This window comes from Cellulomonas iranensis NBRC 101100 = JCM 18110 (assembly GCF_001552375.1).
Classification (GTDB): Bacteria; Actinomycetota; Actinomycetes; order Actinomycetales; family Cellulomonadaceae; genus Cellulomonas; species Cellulomonas iranensis.
The window spans coordinates 1-18,964 of record NZ_BCRB01000077.1; the positions used below are offsets into that span (position 1 = coordinate 1).

The 18,964-nt window shown below is 75.5% G+C and carries 14 protein-coding genes and 1 riboswitch; of the genes, 13 read left to right on the forward strand and 1 reads right to left on the reverse strand.

The window, feature by feature from the left end:
* The 6 genes from CS2_RS14335 to CS2_RS19440 all read left to right on the forward strand — a co-directional run.
* Positions 1–2,041: acyl-CoA dehydrogenase family protein (locus CS2_RS14335; protein WP_070320496.1), on the forward strand; the 2,041-nt coding region annotated here is incomplete at its 5' end.
* 34 nt (positions 2,042–2,075) lie between these two features.
* Positions 2,076–2,537, forward strand: coding sequence for an NUDIX hydrolase (locus CS2_RS14340; RefSeq protein ID WP_070320497.1), 462 nt, complete (start codon positions 2,076–2,078; stop codon positions 2,535–2,537).
* A gap of 139 nt (positions 2,538–2,676) precedes the next feature.
* Positions 2,677–3,468 carry a bifunctional hydroxymethylpyrimidine kinase/phosphomethylpyrimidine kinase gene (thiD, locus tag CS2_RS14345; protein ID WP_046529180.1) on the forward strand — a complete coding sequence of 264 codons (792 nt, stop codon included), beginning with the start codon at positions 2,677–2,679 and terminating at the stop codon, positions 3,466–3,468.
* A gap of 111 nt (positions 3,469–3,579) precedes the next feature.
* On the forward strand, positions 3,580–4,986 hold the full coding sequence (gad, locus tag CS2_RS14350) for a glutamate decarboxylase (protein ID WP_070320498.1): 1,407 nt from the start codon (positions 3,580–3,582) through the stop codon (positions 4,984–4,986).
* A gap of 21 nt (positions 4,987–5,007) precedes the next feature.
* Positions 5,008–6,645 carry a glutamate/gamma-aminobutyrate antiporter GadC gene (gene gadC, locus CS2_RS14355; RefSeq protein ID WP_082740247.1) on the forward strand — a complete coding sequence of 546 codons (1,638 nt, stop codon included), beginning with the start codon at positions 5,008–5,010 and terminating at the stop codon, positions 6,643–6,645.
* Between the two features lie 133 nt (positions 6,646–6,778).
* On the forward strand, positions 6,779–7,600 hold the full coding sequence (locus CS2_RS19440) for a DUF2599 domain-containing protein (RefSeq protein ID WP_206119974.1): 822 nt from the start codon (positions 6,779–6,781) through the stop codon (positions 7,598–7,600).
* Between the two features lie 107 nt (positions 7,601–7,707).
* Here the strand turns inward: CS2_RS19440 and CS2_RS14365 are convergent, their stop codons facing one another.
* The gene (locus tag CS2_RS14365) at positions 7,708–8,538 is read right to left on the reverse strand and encodes an LPXTG cell wall anchor domain-containing protein (protein ID WP_070320500.1); all 831 of its coding nucleotides are present in this window, start codon (positions 8,536–8,538) and stop codon (positions 7,708–7,710) included.
* 307 nt (positions 8,539–8,845) lie between these two features.
* On the opposite strand from CS2_RS14365, the gene purL reads away from it, so the two are divergent.
* The 7 genes from purL to CS2_RS14400 all read left to right on the forward strand — a co-directional run.
* Positions 8,846–11,239, forward strand: a complete 2,394-nt coding sequence (purL, locus tag CS2_RS14370; RefSeq protein ID WP_070320501.1) for a phosphoribosylformylglycinamidine synthase subunit PurL — start codon at positions 8,846–8,848, stop codon at positions 11,237–11,239.
* A gap of 187 nt (positions 11,240–11,426) precedes the next feature.
* Positions 11,427–11,532, forward strand: a riboswitch (SAM riboswitch).
* 426 nt (positions 11,533–11,958) lie between these two features.
* Positions 11,959–13,101: an LLM class flavin-dependent oxidoreductase gene (locus CS2_RS14375; protein ID WP_070320502.1), complete on the forward strand. Its 1,143-nt coding sequence runs from the start codon at positions 11,959–11,961 to the stop codon at positions 13,099–13,101.
* A 12-nt stretch (positions 13,102–13,113) separates the two neighbouring features.
* Entirely contained in the window at positions 13,114–14,520 is a 1,407-nt protein-coding gene (locus CS2_RS14380) for an NtaA/DmoA family FMN-dependent monooxygenase (RefSeq protein ID WP_070320503.1), read from the forward strand.
* 32 nt (positions 14,521–14,552) lie between these two features.
* Positions 14,553–16,214, forward strand: coding sequence for an ABC transporter substrate-binding protein (locus CS2_RS14385; protein WP_070320504.1), 1,662 nt, complete (start codon positions 14,553–14,555; stop codon positions 16,212–16,214).
* The gene (locus tag CS2_RS14390) at positions 16,211–17,158 is read left to right on the forward strand and encodes an ABC transporter permease (RefSeq protein WP_070320505.1); all 948 of its coding nucleotides are present in this window, start codon (positions 16,211–16,213) and stop codon (positions 17,156–17,158) included. Before CS2_RS14385 ends, CS2_RS14390 begins: the two co-directional genes overlap by 4 nt.
* On the forward strand, positions 17,155–18,060 hold the full coding sequence (locus tag CS2_RS14395) for an ABC transporter permease (protein ID WP_082740248.1): 906 nt from the start codon (positions 17,155–17,157) through the stop codon (positions 18,058–18,060). Before CS2_RS14390 ends, CS2_RS14395 begins: the two co-directional genes overlap by 4 nt.
* Positions 18,057–18,964 (forward strand): ABC transporter ATP-binding protein (locus CS2_RS14400; RefSeq protein ID WP_156442149.1); only part of this gene is annotated, 908 nt, incomplete at its 3' end. The genes CS2_RS14395 and CS2_RS14400, both read left to right, overlap by 4 nt.

The window sequence follows — 18,964 nt, forward strand, 5'->3', positions numbered from 1 at the left end:
CCGCCCGGCCGCCGCCGACCCGCGCGTCGACGTCCCCGCGCTCGAGGAGCTCCTGCTGGGGCGGTACGCGGACCTGCGCCGCTCGGCGCGCGCGATCGTCGCCGACCCGGACTTCCAGAAGATCGAGGGCCAGCCGGTGGCCGAGCACCGCGAGCGCGTGCTCGCGCAGCTGCGGCGGCTCGAGTCGGAGCACGACGTGCTGCGCGCGTTCCCGTCCCGGCACGGCGGCTCCGACGACCACGGGGGCTCGCTCGCGCGGTTCGAGGAGCTCGTCGCCGCCGACCCGTCGCTGCAGATCAAGGCCGGCGTGCAGTGGGGCCTGTTCGCCTCGGCGATCCTGCACCTGGGCACCGAGCGGCACCACGACACGCTGCTGCCCGACGCGATGCACCTGCAGGTGCCGGGCGCGTTCGCGATGACCGAGACGGGCCACGGGTCGGACGTCGCGTCGATCGGCACCACCGCCGAGTACGACGCGGGCACGCAGGAGTTCGTCATCCACACGCCGTTCCGCGGCGCGTGGAAGGACTACCTCGGCAACGCCGCGCTGCACGGCACCGCGGCCGTCGTCTTCGCGAAGCTGATCACCGCCGCACCGGGGCAGCCGCGCGTCGACCACGGCGTCCACGCGTTCTACGTCCCGATCCGCGACCCCCGGACCGGCGAGTTCCTGCCGGGCGTCGGCGGCGAGGACGACGGCGTCAAGGGCGGGCTCAACGGCATCGACAACGGCCGTCTGCACTTCGACCACGTGCGGGTCCCGCGGACCCACCTGCTCAACCGGTACGGCGACGTCGCGCCCGACGGCACGTACTCGTCGCCCATCGCGAGCCCGGGGCGGCGGTTCTTCACGATGCTCGGGACGCTCGTGCAGGGGCGCGTCTCGCTCGACGGCGCCGCCGCGAACGCCAGCAAGATGGCGCTCGCGATCGCCGTGACGTACGCCAACCAGCGCCGGCAGTTCGCAGGGGGGACCGCCGACGAGGTCGTGCTGCTCGACTACGGGCAGCACCGCCGCCGCCTGCTGCCGCTGGTGGCGGAGGCGTACGCCGCGACGTTCGCGCACGAGGAGCTGCTCGCGGCGTTCGACGAGGTGTTCTCGGGCCGCGGGGACACGCCCGAGAAGCGCGAGGACCTCGAGACGCTGGCGGCGGCGCTCAAGCCGACGTCGACGTGGGCGGCGCTGCGCACCGTGCAGACCGCGCGCGAGGCGTGCGGCGGGCAGGGCTTCCTCGCCGAGAACCGGCTCACGGGCCTGCACGCCGACCTCGACGTGTACGTGACGTTCGAGGGCGACAACACCGTGCTCTACCAGCTCGTCGCCAAGCGCCTGCTCGGCGACTACGCGGCCTCGCTCAAGGCCCTGCAGTCCGACCGCGGCGACCTCGCACGGTTCGTCGTCGACAAGGTCGCCGACGCCGCGCTGCACCGCACGCCGCTCGTGCGCGCCGTGCAGACCCTCGGCGACCGGGGCGACGCGCGCCGCTCGGTGGGGCAGCTGCGGGACGAGGCGACGCAGCGCGAGCTGCTGACCGACCGCGTCGAGGCGATGGTCGCGCAGCTCGCGCAGGCGCTCGCGCCCGCGCGCCGGATGAGCCCCGAGAAGGCCGCCGCGCTGTTCGACGCCCACCAGCACGAGCTCATCGAGGCCGCGCGTGCGCACGCCGAGCGCGTGCAGTGGGAGGCGTTCACGCGCGGCCTCGCGCGCGTCGAGGACCCGGGGACGCGGCAGGTGCTCACGTGGGTGCGCGACCTGTTCGGGCTGACGCTCGTCGAGCGGAACCTCGCCTGGTACCTCATCCACGGGCGGCTCTCGGCGGGTCGCGCCCGCACCGTCACGTCGTACATCGAGCGGCTGCTCGAGCGGCTGCGCCCGCACGCGCAGGACCTCGTCGACGCGTTCGGGTACGGGCCCGAGCACCTGCGCGCACCGATCGCGTCGGGCGCCGAGGCGCAGCGGCAGGACGAGGCGCGCGCGTACCTGCGGTCGCAGCGCGCGAGCGGCGACGCGCCCGTGCCGGAGAAGCACCTGAAGGGCTGACCTGCGTCGGGCACGCGGCGCGCTACCGTGCCGCGTGCCCGAGACGGTCCTGCGGTCGACGCCCGACGCGCCCTGGCTGCCGCCCGGCGGCCGCGCCGAGGTGGTGCGGTCGGCGGTCGCGCCCGTGCCCGCGGGGCTGGTCCGGCTGCTCGTGCGACGCGGCGACGCGGTGCTGTGCGTGCCGCGCGACGACGGCCGCGCCGACCTGCCGATGCGCGCCGTCGCCGCGGACGACCCCGACGGGTCCGCGGCGGCCGCGGCGCTCGCGCGGGACGTCCTGGGCCCGGGTGCGCGGCCCGTGCCCGTGGGGCACGTGCGCAACGTCGTGACCGCGCCCGACGCCGGGTACCCGTGGCCGGTGCCGCTCGCGCACTTCACGGTGTGGCGCGCCGACGGCGACCCCCGCGACACGGGGACGTGGGTCGACGTCCGCGACCCCGCGTGCGTGCTGCGCGAGCGGCACTGGTGGCCGCTGGTCGGCGACGACCCGGCCTGACGCGCCGCCGCGCCGCCGCGCCGCCGAGTCGTCGAGTCGTCGAGTCGTCGAGTCGTCGGACGACCGTCCCGCGCGCGCGTCGCGACGTGCGAGGCTGGACCACGCACCCACCCCTCGCCGCACCCGACAGGAGCCCCTCGTGGTCGACCTCGCCTACGTCATCGCCGGTTCGGAAGCCACCGGCGGCGCCGGCATCCAGGCGGACCTGCGCACGTTCCAGCAGCTCGGCACGTTCGGGCTCGGCACCGTGACCTGCCTCGTGTCGTTCGACCCCGCGCACGACTGGAACCACCGGTTCTTCCCGGTGCCCGCCGAGGTCATCGCGCAGCAGATGGAGGCCGCGACGGCCGCCTACGACCTCGACGTCGTCAAGATCGGCATGCTCGGCACGCCCGCGACCATCGACGTCGTCGCCGAGGGCCTGCGTCGTCAGCCGTGGCGGCACGTCGTGCTCGACCCGGTGCTCATCTGCAAGGGGCAGGAGCCGGGCGCCGCGCTCGACACCGACAACGCGCTGCGCGAGCAGGTCGTGCCGCTCGCGACGGTCGTGACGCCCAACCTGTTCGAGACGCACGCGCTGTCCGGCATGGCGTCCATCGAGACGGTCGAGCAGCTCACCGAGGCCGCGCGCCGGATCCAGGAGCTGGGCCCGCGCGTCGTCGTCGCGAAGGGCGGGGTCGACCTGCCCGGCGACGACGCGGTCGACGTGCTGGTCGACGGCGACGAGGTCACCGTGCTGCGGACGCCGAAGGTGGGGCGCGAGCGCGTCGCCGGCGCGGGCTGCACGCTCGCCGCCGCGATCACCGCCGAGCTCGCCAAGGGCGCCGACGTCGAGGACGCCGTGACCGCGGCCAAGGCGTTCGTCACCGCGGGCATCGAGGGCCGCATCGGCGGTCGCGCGCCGTTCGAGGTGGTCCGCCAGGGCGCCTGAGGGCTGCCCGGGGCAAGCATCTGTCGCCCCCAGAGGTGCGACGGCGAGGTCAGGCTTACCTTGCAAGAACGGGCCTCGCGTCCGCGAGGCCAGAACAGCAGGGGGCTGACGATGGTCACGAACACTCGCAGAGCCGCACGCCGTCACCACGAGCCTGACGTGGTGGAGCTGAACCCCGTCTTCGCCCGCCCGGGCGAGGCGACGGAGATCCCGAAGTTCCGCCTGCCGGACGAGGAAGCGCTCCCGGCGACGGCCTACCAGATCGTCCACGACGAGGCGATGCTCGACGGGAACGCCCGCCTCAACCTCGCCACGTTCGTCGGGACGTGGATGGACGAGCACGCGTCGCGGCTGTACCTCGAGGCCGCCGACAAGAACATGATCGACAAGGACGAGTACCCGCAGACGGCCGCGGTCGAGACACGATGCTGGACGATGCTCGCCGAGCTGTGGCACGCGCCCGACCCCGAGCACACGATCGGCACCTCGACGATCGGGTCGTCCGAGGCGGCGATGCTCGGCGGGCTGGCGCTCAAGCGGCGCTGGCAGCACGCGCGGCAGGCCGCGGGCAAGCCCACGGACCGCCCCAACCTCGTGCTGTCCAGCGCGGTGCAGGTCTGCTGGGAGAAGTTCTGCAACTACTTCGAGGTCGAGGCGCGGTACGTGCCGATCTCGTGGGAGCACAAGGTCCTCGACGGGTACGACCTGGAGTCCTACGTCGACGAGAACACGATCGGCGTCGTCGCGATCATGGGCGTGACGTACACCGGGATGTACGAGCCGGTGGCCGAGATCGCCGCGGCCCTCGACCGGATCCAGGAGGCGACCGGCCTCGACGTCCCGATCCACGTCGACGGGGCGTCGGGGGGCATGGTCGCGCCGTTCGTCCAGCCCGACCTCGCGTGGGACTTCCGCGTCCCGCGCGTCGTGTCGATCAACACGTCGGGGCACAAGTACGGCCTCGTCTACCCGGGGCTGGGGTGGGTCGTGTGGCGCGACCTGGAGTCGCTGCCCGACGACCTGATCTTCCGCGTGTCGTACCTCGGCGGGGACATGCCGACGTTCGCGCTGAACTTCTCCCGTCCCGGTGCGCAGGTCCTGCTGCAGTACTACCTCTTCATCCGCCTCGGCAGGGCCGGGTACACCGCGGTGCAGCAGACGTCCCACGACGTCGCCCTGTACCTCTCGGGGGAGATCGCGAAGATGCCCGCGTTCGAGCTGTGGAACGACGGGTCGGACATCCCCGTGTTCGCGTGGCGCCTGCGCGAGGGGCACACGTCGAACTGGAACCTGTACCACCTGTCCGACCGGCTCCGCACCAAGGGGTGGCTCGTCCCGGCGTACCCCATGCCGGTCGACCTCACCGACGTGACGGTGCAGCGGATCGTGGTGCGCAACGGGTTCAGCCACGACCTGGCGTCGGCGTTCCTCGCCGACCTGCGCGACGAGGTCGACTACCTCGACGCCCTCACCGGGCCGATGCCCGCCGAGGGTCAGCGCTCCGGGTTCCACCACTGAGCGCGGGGGAGGGAGACTCTCATGTCGACAGAGCACCGCACCCCCGCGCCCGGCGCCGCTGCCGCACCGCACGTGCGCGCCGACGGCACGCACGCCCCGAGCGCCGACCACGTCAAGCCGCACCCGTACGGGAAGCCCGGCGCGCGGCAGCCCGCCGGGCACTCCGGGCCCGCCATCGGGGCACCGGCGGCCGGGCCGGCGGCGTTCATGTCCGTCCTGCAGCTCGCGATGCTCACGGTCGTGGTCGTCGCGTCGCTGCGGTCACTGCCTGCCATCGCGACGTACGGCCTGGGCTCCGTGACGCTGTTCATCATCCCCGCGATCCTCTTCCTCGTGCCGACCGCGCTCGTCGCGGCCGAGCTCGCCACGGGGTGGAAGGGCGGGGTCTTCACCTGGGCGCGTGAGGCGTTCGGGGAACGCGTGGGCTTCGTCGCGATCTGGCTGCAGTGGATCCAGAACGTCGTCTGGTACCCCACGCAGATCGCGTTCATCGCCGCGAGCCTGTCGTTCGTCGTGAGCGACCAGCGGCTCGCGTCGAACGGCGTCTACACGGCGATCGTCATCCTCGTCCTGTACTGGGGCTCGACCCTCATCACGCTCGCGGGCGGGAACCTGTTCGCGAAGGTCGGGTCCTGGAGCGGCATCTTCGGCACGATCCTGCCGGCCGTGCTGCTCATCGTGTTCGGCGTCGTCTGGCTGGCGACCGGCGAGCGGTCGGAGACCTCGTTGGAGGCGTCGGCGGTGATCCCGCCGTGGACGGGCATCGCGTCGATCGTGCTCATCGTGTCCAACGTGCTCGCGTACGCGGGGATGGAGGTCAACGCGGTGCACGCCAACGACCTGAAGAACCCCGGACGCGGCTTCCCGCGGTCGATCGCGGTGGCCACGGTCCTCATCCTGCTGGTGTTCATCCTGCCGACGATCGCGATCTCGGTCGCCGTCCCGAAGAAGGAGCTCGGGGTGACGAACGGCATCAACCTCGCGTTCGAGCAGTTCTTCGACCACTGGGGCATGGGGTGGGGCACGCCGGTGATCTCGCTGCTCATCGCGCTCGGCGCGTTCGCGTCGGTCGTGTCGTGGATCGCCGGTCCCTCGCGCGGCCTGCTCGCGGCGGCACGCACGGGGCTCCTGCCCCCGGCGCTGCAGCGGCGCAACAAGGCGGGCGTGCAGAGCGGCATCCTGGCCGTGCAGGGCGGCATCGTGACGCTGCTCGCGCTGCTGTTCGTGCTCGTGCCGAACGGCAACACGGCGTTCATCGCGCTCGTCGACATGGCGGCGGCCCTCTACCTGATCATGTACATGATCATGTTCGCGGCCGCCATCAGGCTCCGGCGCTCGCAGCCGGACGTCGTGCGGACGTACCGGACGCCGGCCATGAAGCTCGTGGCGGGCGTCGGGTTCGTCGCGTGCGCCGTCGCGTTCGTCCTGGCGTTCATCCGGCCCTCGGGGTTCACCGGGCTCTCGGAGGTCGCCTACCCGCTGGTGGTCGCGGCCGTCGTGGTCGTGCTCGGTGGCCCGCCGCTGCTGTTCTACGCCCGTCGCCGGCCGACGTGGGACCGCCGCACCGCCGAGGAGCGCGCGACGACCGACGACGTGCTCGTGAACCCGCCGGACACCCCGGCGCCCACGAGCGCGCCCCGCACGGCCGCCGGGGGCTGAGCACCGCCGGACCCGCCGTGGGCGCGCGCCCCGACCGACACGTCACCGCCGTCGGTCGGAGCGCGCGTGCGCGTCCGCACCGGCTGCGCGGAGTGCGCCCGGCGCCGGTGCGGGACGCGTACCGTCTGACGGCGTGACACGAGCGCGCGCCCGGACGGTGACCACCGCGGTGGTGGTCCTGCTGCTCGCGGCCTGCGCACCGACCTCGCTGCCCGGGCCGGCCGCCGGCACGCCCACGCCCGGACCGGCGGCGCCCGCGACCGGGTCCGCGACGGACGGCGACGCGCTGCTCGACGCCGACGTCGTGCGGCAGCGCGGGCTCCCCCTCGGCGACGCCGGACGGGGTCACCTGCTGCCCGTACCGCACGACGCGACGGTCGACGTCGTCCCGGGCGAGGACGGCGCCGCCGCGTACGCCGTGGCGGCCGGCGGGGACCCCGCGGCGTGGGTCGCGGCGCCCGCGGGTGGCGGTGTCGCGCTCGAGACGGACGGCTCCGCCGTGCTCCGGGGGGCCGGCGGGGACGTGCTCGTCGCGCTCGGACGCCCGGCCGGCGAGGGCCGGACGGCGTCCTGGCAGGTCGAGGGCGACGTGCTGGCGCTGCGCGTCGGGACGCCCACCGACGGTGCGGCGGGCGCGGGTGGTGCGGTGTCGTTCGAGGTCGGGACCGCGGCGCTCACGTCGGCCACGTGGGGCGAGGCCGAGGGCGGTCGCTCGCTCGCGGTGGTCCCGGCGCCGTGGGTGCGCGGCGGCAGCCTCGCGGCGCAGCGCGCGCTGGAGTCGCAGCTCGAGGCGACCGAGCCGGAGGCCGCCACGCCCACCATGCGCGCGCAGCTGTGGTGCCACGTGCTCGGCGCCCCCGACAAGGCGTCGTGGAACCTTGAGCCGTGGCGACCCGAGGTCGGCACGGGCACCCTGATCGCGACGCGCTGCAACCCGACCGACGCCGACGCCTGAGCCGTCGCCGCGGGGGGCGGTGACGTCAGCCCCGGCGGCCGGCCGGTCGTCGTCGCTCGGGCCGGCAGGGCTCGCCCGGCCGCGGCCGTCGCACGTCGGCGGCCACGTCAGGACTCCGCGGCGCGACGGCGCCGCCACGTCACGAGCCCGGCGCCGAGCGCGAGCGCGAGCGCACCCGCGGCGACCAGCGTCCCCGTGCGCGCCCCGGTCGCGGCCAGCACCTCGGAGCGCTCCTGCGTCGCGGCGCGCACCTGCGCGCGGGCCGCGGGCGTCGCGTCGTCGGCGGCCGCGAGGACCTCGGAGCGCTCGGTGGGCGACGGCGCCGGGCTCGGCGCACCGACGGGCTCGGTCCCGACCTCGGTGGCGGGCGAGGGCCCCGGGACCTCGCCCGCGGGTGCCGGCGTCGGGGCCGCGGGTGCCGGCGTCGGGACAGCGGGGGGTGCTGGGGTCGTGGGCGGCGTGACCTCCGGGGCGGGCGGCGCCGCCGGCGGCGCGGGCGGCGGGGTCACGGGCGGCGCGACGGGCGGCACCGCCGGAGGCGGCGTGCTCGCCGTGCGGCACACCGGGGCCTGGCCGCCCTCGCCGTGGTGCTCGTCGTACCCGGCGACCTGCACCCACGTCACGCACGCGTCGGCGGGCAGGCCCGCGCGGTCCCACGTGAGCGTCGACCTGCCCGCGAGGTCCGCGTAGGGCGTGCCCGGACCCTCGATGTGCACGTTGCGCGACGCGCGACCGGCGGCCGTGGTGTAGACGACGTTGACGTGCTCGTGGACCTCGAAGACGTCGCCCGCGGGCAGCTCGACGCCGCTCGGCGTGACGCGGTACGGCGTCGGGGAGTCGGAGCCCGCGCTCGCGGACGTCGCCGCGCCGACGAGCGCGAGGGCGGCGGCCGCGGCGGCGGCGGGGGCGGTGAGCAGGGCGGTGCGACGGCGCGACATCGGGTCCTCGTGTCCGGGGGAGGTGCCGCCCGTGGCGCGTTCGGGTGACGCACGGGGCGGCGGGCACGCGCAGGCTATCGGGCAGAACGGACGAAAAGGATGAGAACCGTGTGAGAAGTGGACGTACGTCGCACGGACGGAGCAACGGGACGTCTCGCCGGCGTCTGCTCCCCGGCGTGCGTCGGCCGTGGACGCGCCGCCGTCGCGCCCTCGCGCGCCGGTACCCTGGGGCCGTCTGCCGACCTTGCGGCGCGGGTACCTGCGCGGGCGAGCGCCCCCACGGACCCGGCCCCCACCGAGGGAACCGATGACCACCGCACCTGCGCGCCCCGACGTCCCCCAGCACACGTCCGACACCGTCGAGCACGCCGCCGCGACGCCCGACCTCGAGCAGCCGTTCGCCGAGCTCGGCCTCAAGCCCGACGAGTACCAGCGGATCCGCGACATCCTCGGGCGGCGACCCACCGCCGCCGAGCTCGCGATGTACTCCGTCATGTGGTCGGAGCACTGCTCCTACAAGTCGTCGAAGACGCACCTGCGGCAGTTCGGCGACAAGACCACCCCGGCCATGCGCGAGCACCTGCTCGTCGGCATCGGCGAGAACGCCGGCGTCGTGGACATCGGCGACGGCTGGGCCGTGACGTTCAAGGTCGAGTCGCACAACCACCCGTCGTACGTCGAGCCGTACCAGGGCGCCGCGACGGGCGTCGGCGGGATCGTGCGCGACATCATCTCGATGGGGGCGCGGCCCGTGGCGGTCATGGACCAGCTGCGCTTCGGCGCGCCCGAGCACCCCGACACCGCGCGCGTCGTGCACGGCGTCGTGTCGGGCGTCGGCGGGTACGGCAACAGCCTGGGCCTGCCGAACATCGGCGGCGAGCTCGTGTTCGACGCCTGCTACCAGGGCAACCCGCTGGTCAACGCGCTGTGCCTGGGCGTGCTCCGGCACGAGGACATCCACCTGGCCAACGCCTCGGGCGTCGGCAACAAGGTCGTGCTGTTCGGTGCGCGCACGGGCGGCGACGGCATCGGGGGCGCGTCGATCCTCGCGTCCGAGACGTTCGACGACGAGAAGCCCTCGAAGCGCCCGTCGGTGCAGGTCGGCGACCCCTTCATGGAGAAGGTGCTCATCGAGTGCTGCCTCGAGCTGTACGCCGCGCGCGTCGTCGAGGGCATCCAGGACCTGGGCGCCGCGGGCATCTCGTGCGCGACGAGCGAGCTCGCGTCGAACGGCGACGGCGGCATGCACGTCGACCTCGAGAACGTGCTGCTGCGCGACCCCACCCTGACGGCCGGCGAGATCCTCATGTCGGAGTCGCAGGAGCGCATGATGGCCGTCGTCAGCCCCGAGAAGCTCGACGAGTTCCTCGCGATCACCGCGCGCTGGGACGTCGAGACCGCCGTGATCGGCGAGGTCACCGGCACGGGCCGGCTGACGATCGACCACCACGGCGACCGCATCGTCGACGTCGACCCGAAGACCGTCGCGCACGAGGGGCCGGTCTACGACCGCCCGTACGCGCGCCCCGCCTGGCAGGACGGGCTCGTCGCCGACTCGGTCAGCACGCCCGAGGGTGCGCGGCGGTACGCGCGCCCGGAGTCCGCCGACGAGCTGCGCGCGACGCTGCTGCGGCTGCTCGCCTCGCCGAACCTCGCGTCGCCCGCGTGGGTCACCGACCAGTACGACCGGTTCGTGCAGGGCAACACCGCGCTCGCGCAGCCCGACGACTCGGGCGTCGTGCGCGTCGACGAGACCACGGGCCTGGGCGTCGCGCTCGCGACCGACGCGAACGGCCGCTACGCCAAGCTCGACCCGTACACGGGCGCGCAGCTCGCGCTCGCCGAGGCGTACCGGAACGTCGCGACCGTCGGCGCGCGGCCCATGGCCGTGACCGACTGCCTCAACTTCGGCAGCCCCGAGCACCCCGACTCGATGTGGCAGCTGGTCGAGGCGATCCGCGGCCTGGCCGACGCGTGCCAGACGCTCGAGGTGCCGGTGACCGGGGGCAACGTGTCGCTCTACAACGGCACGGGTGAGCCCGGGCAGATCGACTCGTCGATCCACCCGACGCCCGTGGTCGGCGTGCTGGGCGTCCTGGACGACGTCGCGGACGCCGTGCCGTCGGGCTGGACGCAGCCGGGCCAGGCGGTCTACCTGCTGGGCACGACGCGCGCCGAGCTCGACGGGTCCGCGTGGGCCGACGTCGTGCACGGGCACCTGGGCGGCGTGCCGCCGCGCGTCGACCTCGACGCCGAGCGCCGCCTCGCGCAGGTGCTCGTCGCCGCGGCGCGTGACGACCTGGTCGACGCCGCGCACGACCTGTCGGAGGGCGGGCTCGCGCTCGCGCTCGTCGAGTCGAGCCTGCGCTACGGCGTGGGCGTGCAGGTCGACCTCGACGCGTTGTGCGCGCGCGACGGCGTGACGCCGTTCGAGGCGCTGTTCTCCGAGTCGCAGGCGCGCGTGCTCGTCGCCGTGCCGCGCTCGGAGGAGGTGCGCCTGCAGGACCTGTGCACCGCGCGCGGCGTGCCCGCGCTGCGGCTGGGCGAGACGGCCGAGACGTGCTCGCCGGGCGCCGGGACGCCCGTCGACGACGCGGACCACGCGCACGCGGCCGCCGTCGAGGTGCGGGGGCTGTTCACGCTGCCGCTCGCCGAGGCCCGTGCCGAGTGGGAGGCGACGCTGCCGCGCCTGTTCGGCTGACGGCACCTGCTCGACCCCGACGCCCGCCCTCGCGCCCCGTGCGCGGTGGCGGGCGTCGTCGCGTCCGGAGGGGGCGCCGGGGCGGTGTGCGTCCCGGATCGTGGACGTCGTGTCCGCGGGCGTTGACACCCGCCACCCACGGGCATAAATTTCCGATCAATCAAGTCGGCTTTACGTCGACGACACAGGTCACGAGCTCCGACGCGAAGCCCCGGCTGGTCGGACGGCAACCCACCCGCGCGGCGGGGTGCCCCGGGTGAGGACCAGGCGCACGCCGTGCGCAACGACCGCGAGGGACGGACCGACATGGAGCGACAGGTGAGCAGGCAGACGGCCGCGCGGCGCGAGCACGCGACCTGTCCGGCGCCGTGCCCGGCGCCGCGCGCCTGTCGCTGACCCTCCCGCGGCGCCCGCGTGCCGCCGCGCTCGTCGCGCACCCGGCTCGTCGCGCACCCGGCTCGCCGTCGCCGATGCGGTGACGGCGCCGACGCGGTGACGACGCCCGCCCGCTGACGCGTCCGCGCCGCGCGTCGACGCCCCGGGCACGCGCCCGCCGTCGTGCCCGCGTGCGGCCCGCCGCGTCCCGCGCCGTCCTCCGTCGTCGCACCCCCGGTGCCCCCGGAGCGCCGCGCCCCCACCCCGCCCTGCCCCTCACCCCGGGGACCCGCACACCCTCGTCCACCGGCGAGGGTGCGGCCCCGCGCACCCCTGGAGCACCCGTGCCCGACACCCACCCGTCCCTGCACCTCGGCGTCGACCTCACCGACGCCGGAGCCCACCCCGCCGCGTGGCGCACCGTCCCGGCCGCCGCGCACGGCTGGTTCGACCCCCGCCGCACCGCCGACCTGCTGGCGACCGCGCAGCGCGGCCTTCTCGACCTCGCGGTCCTCGACGACGACCACGTGCTGCAGGAGGCACCCGTCGGTGGCCTGCAGGGCCGGCTCGACGCGGTGCTGCTCGCGGCGCACCTCGCACCGCGCAGCGCCGGCATCGGCCTGGTCGCGCGCACCGACACGACGCACACCGAGCCGTTCCACGTCTCGAAGGCGATCGCCACGGTCGACCACGTCAGCCGCGGGCGCGCGGGGTGGCAGGTCGGCTGGTCCACGGGCCCCGCGCAGGCCGCGGCGTTCGGGCGCAAGGACCCGCAGGACCACGACGACGCGGTCGACGAGGCCGCCGAGGTCGCGCACGTCGTCGGGCTGCTGTGGGACTCGTGGGAGGACGACGCCGTGATCCGTGACGTCGCGACCGGCCGCTACGTCGACCGCGACAAGCTGCACCGGGTCGACCACGCGGGCCCGCGGTTCTCGGTCGCCGGGCCGTCGATCACGCCCCGTCCGCCGCAGGGCCGTCCGCCGGTCGTCGTGCCGGTCGTCTCCGACGCGACGCTCGCGCTCGCTGCCCGCCACGCCGACGTCGTGCGGCTGCGGGCCACCGACGTGAGCGCCGCCCGCGCGCAGCGCGACCGCCTGCACGAGCAGGCCGTCGCGGCGGGACGGGACCCGCGCGACCTGCGCGTCCTGGTCGACACGTCCGTGCTCCTGGCCGACGACAGGTCGTCGGCCGCCGCCCGGCTCGCGGTCCTCGACGACCTCGCGGGCGAGCCGTGGCGCCCGGCGTCGCTCACGCACGTCGGCACCCCGGCGGACCTCGCGGCCGTGCTCGACGCGTGGCGCGAGGTCGTCGACGGGTTCCACCTGCTGCCGGCCGTGCTGCCCACCGACCTCGACGCGGTGGTCGACGGCCTGGTGCCGCTGCTGCAGGCCGCGGGCCTGTTCCGCACGGCCTACCCGGGCACGACGCTGCGCGACACCCTCGGGCTCGCGCGCCCTGCCAACGTCCTCGCCGCGACGGCCTGAGAGGGGCCCGCCATGACCACGCGTCCGCGCAAGCAGGTCCGGCTCGGGGTGCACTTCCCGGGCGTCAACAGCACGACGGTCTGGAGCGACCCCGCGGCCGGCAGCCAGATCGACTTCTCGTCGTTCGAGCACCTCGCCGCGCGCGCCGAGGCCGCGCACCTCGACTTCTTCTTCCTCGCCGAGGGGCTGCGGCTGCGCGAGCACAAGGGCCGCATCCACGACCTCGACGTGGTCGGGCGGCCCGACACGCTGCCCGTGCTCGCGGCCCTCGCGGCCGTGACCGACCGCCTCGGGCTGGCCGGCACGATCAGCACGACGTTCAACGAGCCGTGGGAGGTCGCGCGGCAGTTCGCGACGCTCGACGTGCTGTCGCGCGGCCGCGCCGCGTGGAACCTCGTGACCAGCCCCGACGCGTTCACGGGCGCCAACTTCCGCCGCGGCGGGTACCTGCCGTACCCGCTGCGCTACGAGCGGGCCCGCGAGGTCGTCGACGCGGCACGCGCGCTGTGGGACTCGTGGGACGACGACGCCGTGCTGGCCGACCCCGCGGCGGGCAGGTTCCTGCGGGACGGCGCCGTCCGGCCCGTCGCGCACCACGGCCCGCACGCCGACGTGGTCGGCACGTTCCCCGCACCGCGCGGCCCGCAGGGGCACCCGGTGCTGTTCCAGGCCGGCGACTCCGCCGACGGTCGCGACTTCGCGGCCGCCACGGCCGACGTCGTGTTCTCGATGCACTCGACGTTCGACGCCGGGCAGGCGTTCTACACCGACGTGAAGTCGCGCCTCGCGGCGCACGGGCGCACGTCCGACGATCTGCTGATCCTGCCCGCCGCCACCGCCGTGATCGGCGACACCGAGGCCGAGGCGCACGAGCGCGCGCGCCACATCCGCCGCCAGCAGGTGTCCGGTCCCACGGCGATCGCGTTCCTCGAGCAGGTGTGGGGCCGCGACCTCGAGGCCTACGACCCCGACGGCCCGCTGCCCGACGTCGACCCCGACGTCGAGAACGTGTCGATCACGCGCGGCCGCGTGCGGCACGCGAAGGACCCGCTCGCGGTCGCCCGGCAGTGGCGCGAGCAGGCCGAGGCGAACCGCTGGTCGATCCGCGACCTCGTCATCCACGCCACGACGCGCGGCGGGTTCGTCGGCACGGCGCAGCAGGTGGCCGACGACATCGACCGCCACGTCCAGCAGGACGCGTCCGACGGCTTCATCCTCGTGCCGCACCTGACGCCGCACGGCCTCGACGACGTGCTGGACCAGGTCGTGCCCCTCCTCGTGGAGCGCGGCTCGTTCCGCCGCGACTACACGGGCGAGACCCTGCGCGACCACCTCGGACTGCCGCGCCCCGCCCGCCGCGACCACGCCGCGCACGGCGCCCCGTCGACCACCCGCCCGCTCGCCGCCGTCGGCCGCTGAGCCCCGCCACCCCTGTCCCCCGGAAGGACGTCATGACCACCGCACCGCACGCCCCCGCACGGCGCCCCCGCGCACGCCTCCGGGCGGTCGCCGCGCTCGTCCCGGCCCTGCTGCTCGCCGCGTGCTCGACGGCCGCGGCCCCCGCCGTCGGCCCGTCGGACGCGGCTGCGGCGAGCGCCGGCCCCGTGCCCGGCGGCACGCTGCGCTTCGCGCTCGGCGCGTCGCCCAGCGGCGTCGACCCCCAGCAGGTCGGCTCGAACGTCAGCATCTACGTGGCCCGCCAGCTCGCCGACTCGCTCACCGACCAGGACCCCGAGACCGGCGAGATCGTGCCGTGGCTCGCGACGAGCTGGGACGTGAGCGACGACCTCACGCAGTTCACGTTCCACCTGCGCGACGGCGTCACGTTCTCCGACGGCACGCCCCTGACGGCGGAGACCGTGAAGGCGAACCTCGACGTGCTGGCCCGCGGGCTCGGCGCCGGGTCGGCGCTCGCGACGAGCTACCTCACCGGGTACGTCGAGACGCGCGTCGACGACGAGAGCACCGCGACCGTCGTCTTCGAGGCGCCCAACGCGCAGTTCCTGCAGGCCACGTCGACGGTCTCGCTCGCGATCCTCTCCGACGCGACCACGCGGGTCGCGCCCGAGGCGCGGCTGCAGGGCGACGTCGTCGGCTCCGGCCCGTTCGTGCTCGAGAGCTACACGCAGGACCAGGGCGCCGTGCTCACGCGACGCGACGGGTACGCGTGGGCGTCGGGCGTCTCCGACCACGACGGCGAGGCGTACCTCGACCGGATCGAGTTCACGGTCGTCCCCGAGTCCGGCGTGCGCGCCGGCGGGCTCGCGTCCGACCAGTTCGACGCCATCGGCGACGTGCTGCCGCAGGACGTCGCGCAGGTCGAGGCGGCCGACGGCGCCGTGCTCACGCGCACCAACCCCGGTGTCGTGTTCGTGCTGCAGCCCAACGTCACGGCCGCGCCGCTCGACGACCCCGACGTGCGCCGCGCGGTCAACCTCGCGATCGACCGGCAGCAGATCGTCGACACCGTGCTGTCCGACGCGTTCCGGCCCGCCACGAGCGTGCTCGCGTCGACCACGCCCGGGTACGTCGAGCTGTCGGACGAGCTCGCTCCCGACGCCGCCGCCGCGTCCGACCTGCTCGACGACGCCGGCTGGGAGCCGGGCGACGACGGCATCCGGCAGAAGGACGGGCAGCGGCTCACGTTCGACGTCGTCTACGCGCCCCTGTTCACCGGCTCGCAGGCCGTGCTCGAGCTCGTGCAGCAGCAGCTGCGCGCCGCGGGCGTCGACCTGCAGATCCGCCAGCAGACCCCCGCCGAGCAGCAGCAGTCGCTGACGGCGGGCGCGTTCGGCACGTACTACTACAACGTCACGCGCGCCGACGGCGACATCCTGCGCACGCAGTTCTCGTCGACGCTGCGCAACATCAACCAGCGCCCGGCCGACGACGTGCTCGACCCGCTGCTCGACGCGCAGCTCGCCGCCGCCGACCCCGCAGCGCGTGCCGACCTCGTCGCGCAGGCGCAGCGCGAGGTGCTCGACCAGGGGCTCGCGATCCCGCTGTTCGAGCTCGCGCAGTCCATCGGCGTGGCCGGCGGCGTGCACGGCGTGGCGTTCGACGCGTCCTCGCGGCTGCTGTTCCACGACGCGTGGATCGAGGCCGCGTCGTGACCCGGTACGTGGTGGCACGCCTGGCGGGTGCCGCGGCCGTGCTGCTCGCCGCGTTCACCGTGGCGTTCGCGGTGCTGTACCTGCTGCCCAGCGACCCGGTGAGCATCATGCTCGACCAGAGCTCGACCGGCGGGTACGTCGACCCCGCGCAGGCCGCCGCGCTGCGCGCCCGGTACGGGCTCGACCAGGGCCCGCTGCAGCAGTACGTCGGCACGCTGGGGCGCACCCTGCGCGGCGACCTCGGCACGTCCGTCGCGTCGGGGGCGCCCGTGGCCGGCCTGATCGCGGCCGCGCTGCCCGAGACCGCGCGGCTGGCGGCCCTGGCCCTGGTCCTCGCGGTCGTCGGCGGCGGTGCGCTCGCGACGGCCGCGACGTGGACGCGGTCGGCGCGCCTGCGGGGCGTCCTGCTCGCGCTGCCGCCGCTGGGCGTCGCGGTGCCGACGTTCTGGGTCGGGCTCGTGCTGCTCCAGGTGCTGTCGTTCCGGTACCCGCTGTTCCCTGCCGTCGGCAACCGGGGCGCCGCGAGCCTCGTGCTGCCGGCCGTGACGCTCGCGATCCCGCTCGGCGCGACCGTCGCGCAGGTGCTCGCGCACGGCATGGGCGCCGCGTGGCGCGCGCCGTACGTCGAGACCGCGCTCGCCAAGGGCGCCACCCGCACGCGCGTGCAGCTGCACCACGTCACGCGCAACGCCGTGCTGCCGGCCCTCACGCTGCTCGGCGTGCTCGTCGGGAACGTGCTGGCCGGCTCCGTGGTCGTCGAGACCGTGTTCTCGCGGCAGGGGTTCGGGCGGCTCGTGCAGTCCGCTGTCACGACGCAGGACCTGCCGGTCGTGCTCGGCCTCGTGGTCGTCGCGGCCGCGGTGTTCGTCGTCGTCAACCTGCTGGTCGACGTGGCGTACCCGCTGCTCGACCCGCGCCTGACCCGGGGGAGGGCCGCCGCATGACCGTCGCCGAGACCGCCGCCCCCGTGGCCGTCCGCACCGGGGCGCCGACGCGCGCCTGCCGCGGCCCGCACGTGCTGCCCGCCCGCCTGCGGCACCACCCGCTGACGCGCCCCGGTGCGCTGCTCGCGCTCGCAGTCGTGGCCGTGGTGCTCGCCTGGGCCGTCGTGCCCGGCGCGTTCACGTCCCACGACCCGATCACCGGCGTCCCGGCCGACGCGCTCGCACCACCCGGCGCCGCGCACTGGTTCGGCACCGACCACCTCGGCCGCGACCTGTACGCCCGCACCGTGCACGGCACGGCGCTGTCGGTGCGCGCCGCGCTCGTCGCGGTCGCCGTCGCCGCCGTGGCCGGGTCCGCGATCGGGGTGGTCGCAGGGTTCGTCGGCGGGCGCGTCGACGACGTGCTGATGCGCGGCACCGACGTCCTGCTCGCCGTCCCGAACCTGCTGCTGTCCCTCGCGGTCGTCACCGTGCTGGGCTTCGGGACCCTCGAGGTCGCGCTCGCGGTGGGCGTCGCGTCCGTCGCGGCGTTCGCCCGGCTCATGCGCGGCGAGGTGCTGCGCGTGCGACGCGCGACGTACGTCGAGGCCGCGCACCTCGCCGGCGCGGGGCGAGCGTCGGTCGTCGTGCAGCACGTGCTGCCCAACGCGGCCGGCCCCGTGCTCGCGCTCACGACGGTCGAGCTGGGCGGCGTCGTGCTCGCCGTGTCGGCGCTCAGCTTCCTCGGCTACGGCGCGACGCCCCCCACACCCGAGTGGGGCTCGCTCGTCGCCGAGGGACGCAACTACCTCGCGTCGGCGTGGTGGTGCTCGACGCTGCCCGGCGCCGTGATCGCGGTGGTCGTGCTCGCCGCCGGGCGCCTCGGGCGCGCGGTCGGACGACCCGGGAGGACCGCCCGATGACCGCCGACGTCCTGACGGCCCGCACCGCCGGCCACCCGTCCCGGCCCGGGGGAGACGCTCGACCCGTGCTGGTCGTGCGCGACCTGCACGTCACCTACCGCGGCACCGACGGCGACGTGCCGGCCGTGCGCGGCGTCGACCTCGACGTCCACGCGGGCGAGGTCGTGGCGCTGGTCGGCGAGTCCGGCTCGGGCAAGTCCAGCACCGCGCACGCCGTGGTCGGCCTGCTGCCCGCGAACGGCGCCGTCACCGGCGGTGCGCTCACGCTCGGTGACGACCCGCGCACGGCCCTCGACCTCGCGACGCTGCCCGAGCGCGCGTGGTCGCGCGTGCGCGGCGCCCGCCTCGGGCTCGTGCCGCAGGACCCGGGCGTCGCGCTCAACCCCGTGCAGCGTGTGGGCGACCAGGTCGCCGAGGTGCTGCGCATCCACCACCGCACGACGCGCCGCGCGGCGCACGCCCGCGCGGTCGAGATCCTCGACGCCGTCGGCATCGACGTGCCCGTCGCCCGGGCCCGGCAGTACCCGCACCAGCTGTCGGGCGGCATGCGGCAGCGCGTGCTCATCGGCATCGCGCTCGCGTGCGAGCCCGAGCTGCTGGTCGCCGACGAGCCGACCAGCGCGCTCGACGTCACGGTGCAGCGGCGCGTGCTCGACCTGCTCGCCGACCTCACGGCGCGCACCGGCACCGCGGTGCTGCTCATCACGCACGACCTGGCCGTCGCCGCCGACCGGGCCGACCGCGTCGTCGTCATGAAGGACGGGCGCGTGGTCGAGCACGGGGCGACCGCGCAGGTGCTGCGCGACCCGCGCCACCCGTACACGCGGGAGCTGCTCGCCGCGGCCCCGGGGCTCGCGGCCCGGGGCGCGGGCGGTGCGCCGACGGCGCGCGGCGCCGTGCCCCC

Coding starts and splice junctions, on each gene's coding strand:
- gad (WP_070320498.1), top strand. CDS start 3,580: ATGGTCACGAACACTCGCAGAGCCGCACGCCGTCACCACGAGCCTGAC.
- gadC (WP_082740247.1), top strand. CDS start 5,008: ATGTCGACAGAGCACCGCACCCCCGCGCCCGGCGCCGCTGCCGCACCG.
- CS2_RS14365 (WP_070320500.1), bottom strand. CDS start 8,538: ATGTCGCGCCGTCGCACCGCCCTGCTCACCGCCCCCGCCGCCGCCGCG.
- purL (WP_070320501.1), top strand. CDS start 8,846: ATGACCACCGCACCTGCGCGCCCCGACGTCCCCCAGCACACGTCCGAC.
- CS2_RS14380 (WP_070320503.1), top strand. CDS start 13,114: ATGACCACGCGTCCGCGCAAGCAGGTCCGGCTCGGGGTGCACTTCCCG.
- CS2_RS14385 (WP_070320504.1), top strand. CDS start 14,553: ATGACCACCGCACCGCACGCCCCCGCACGGCGCCCCCGCGCACGCCTC.
- CS2_RS14395 (WP_082740248.1), top strand. CDS start 17,155: ATGACCGTCGCCGAGACCGCCGCCCCCGTGGCCGTCCGCACCGGGGCG.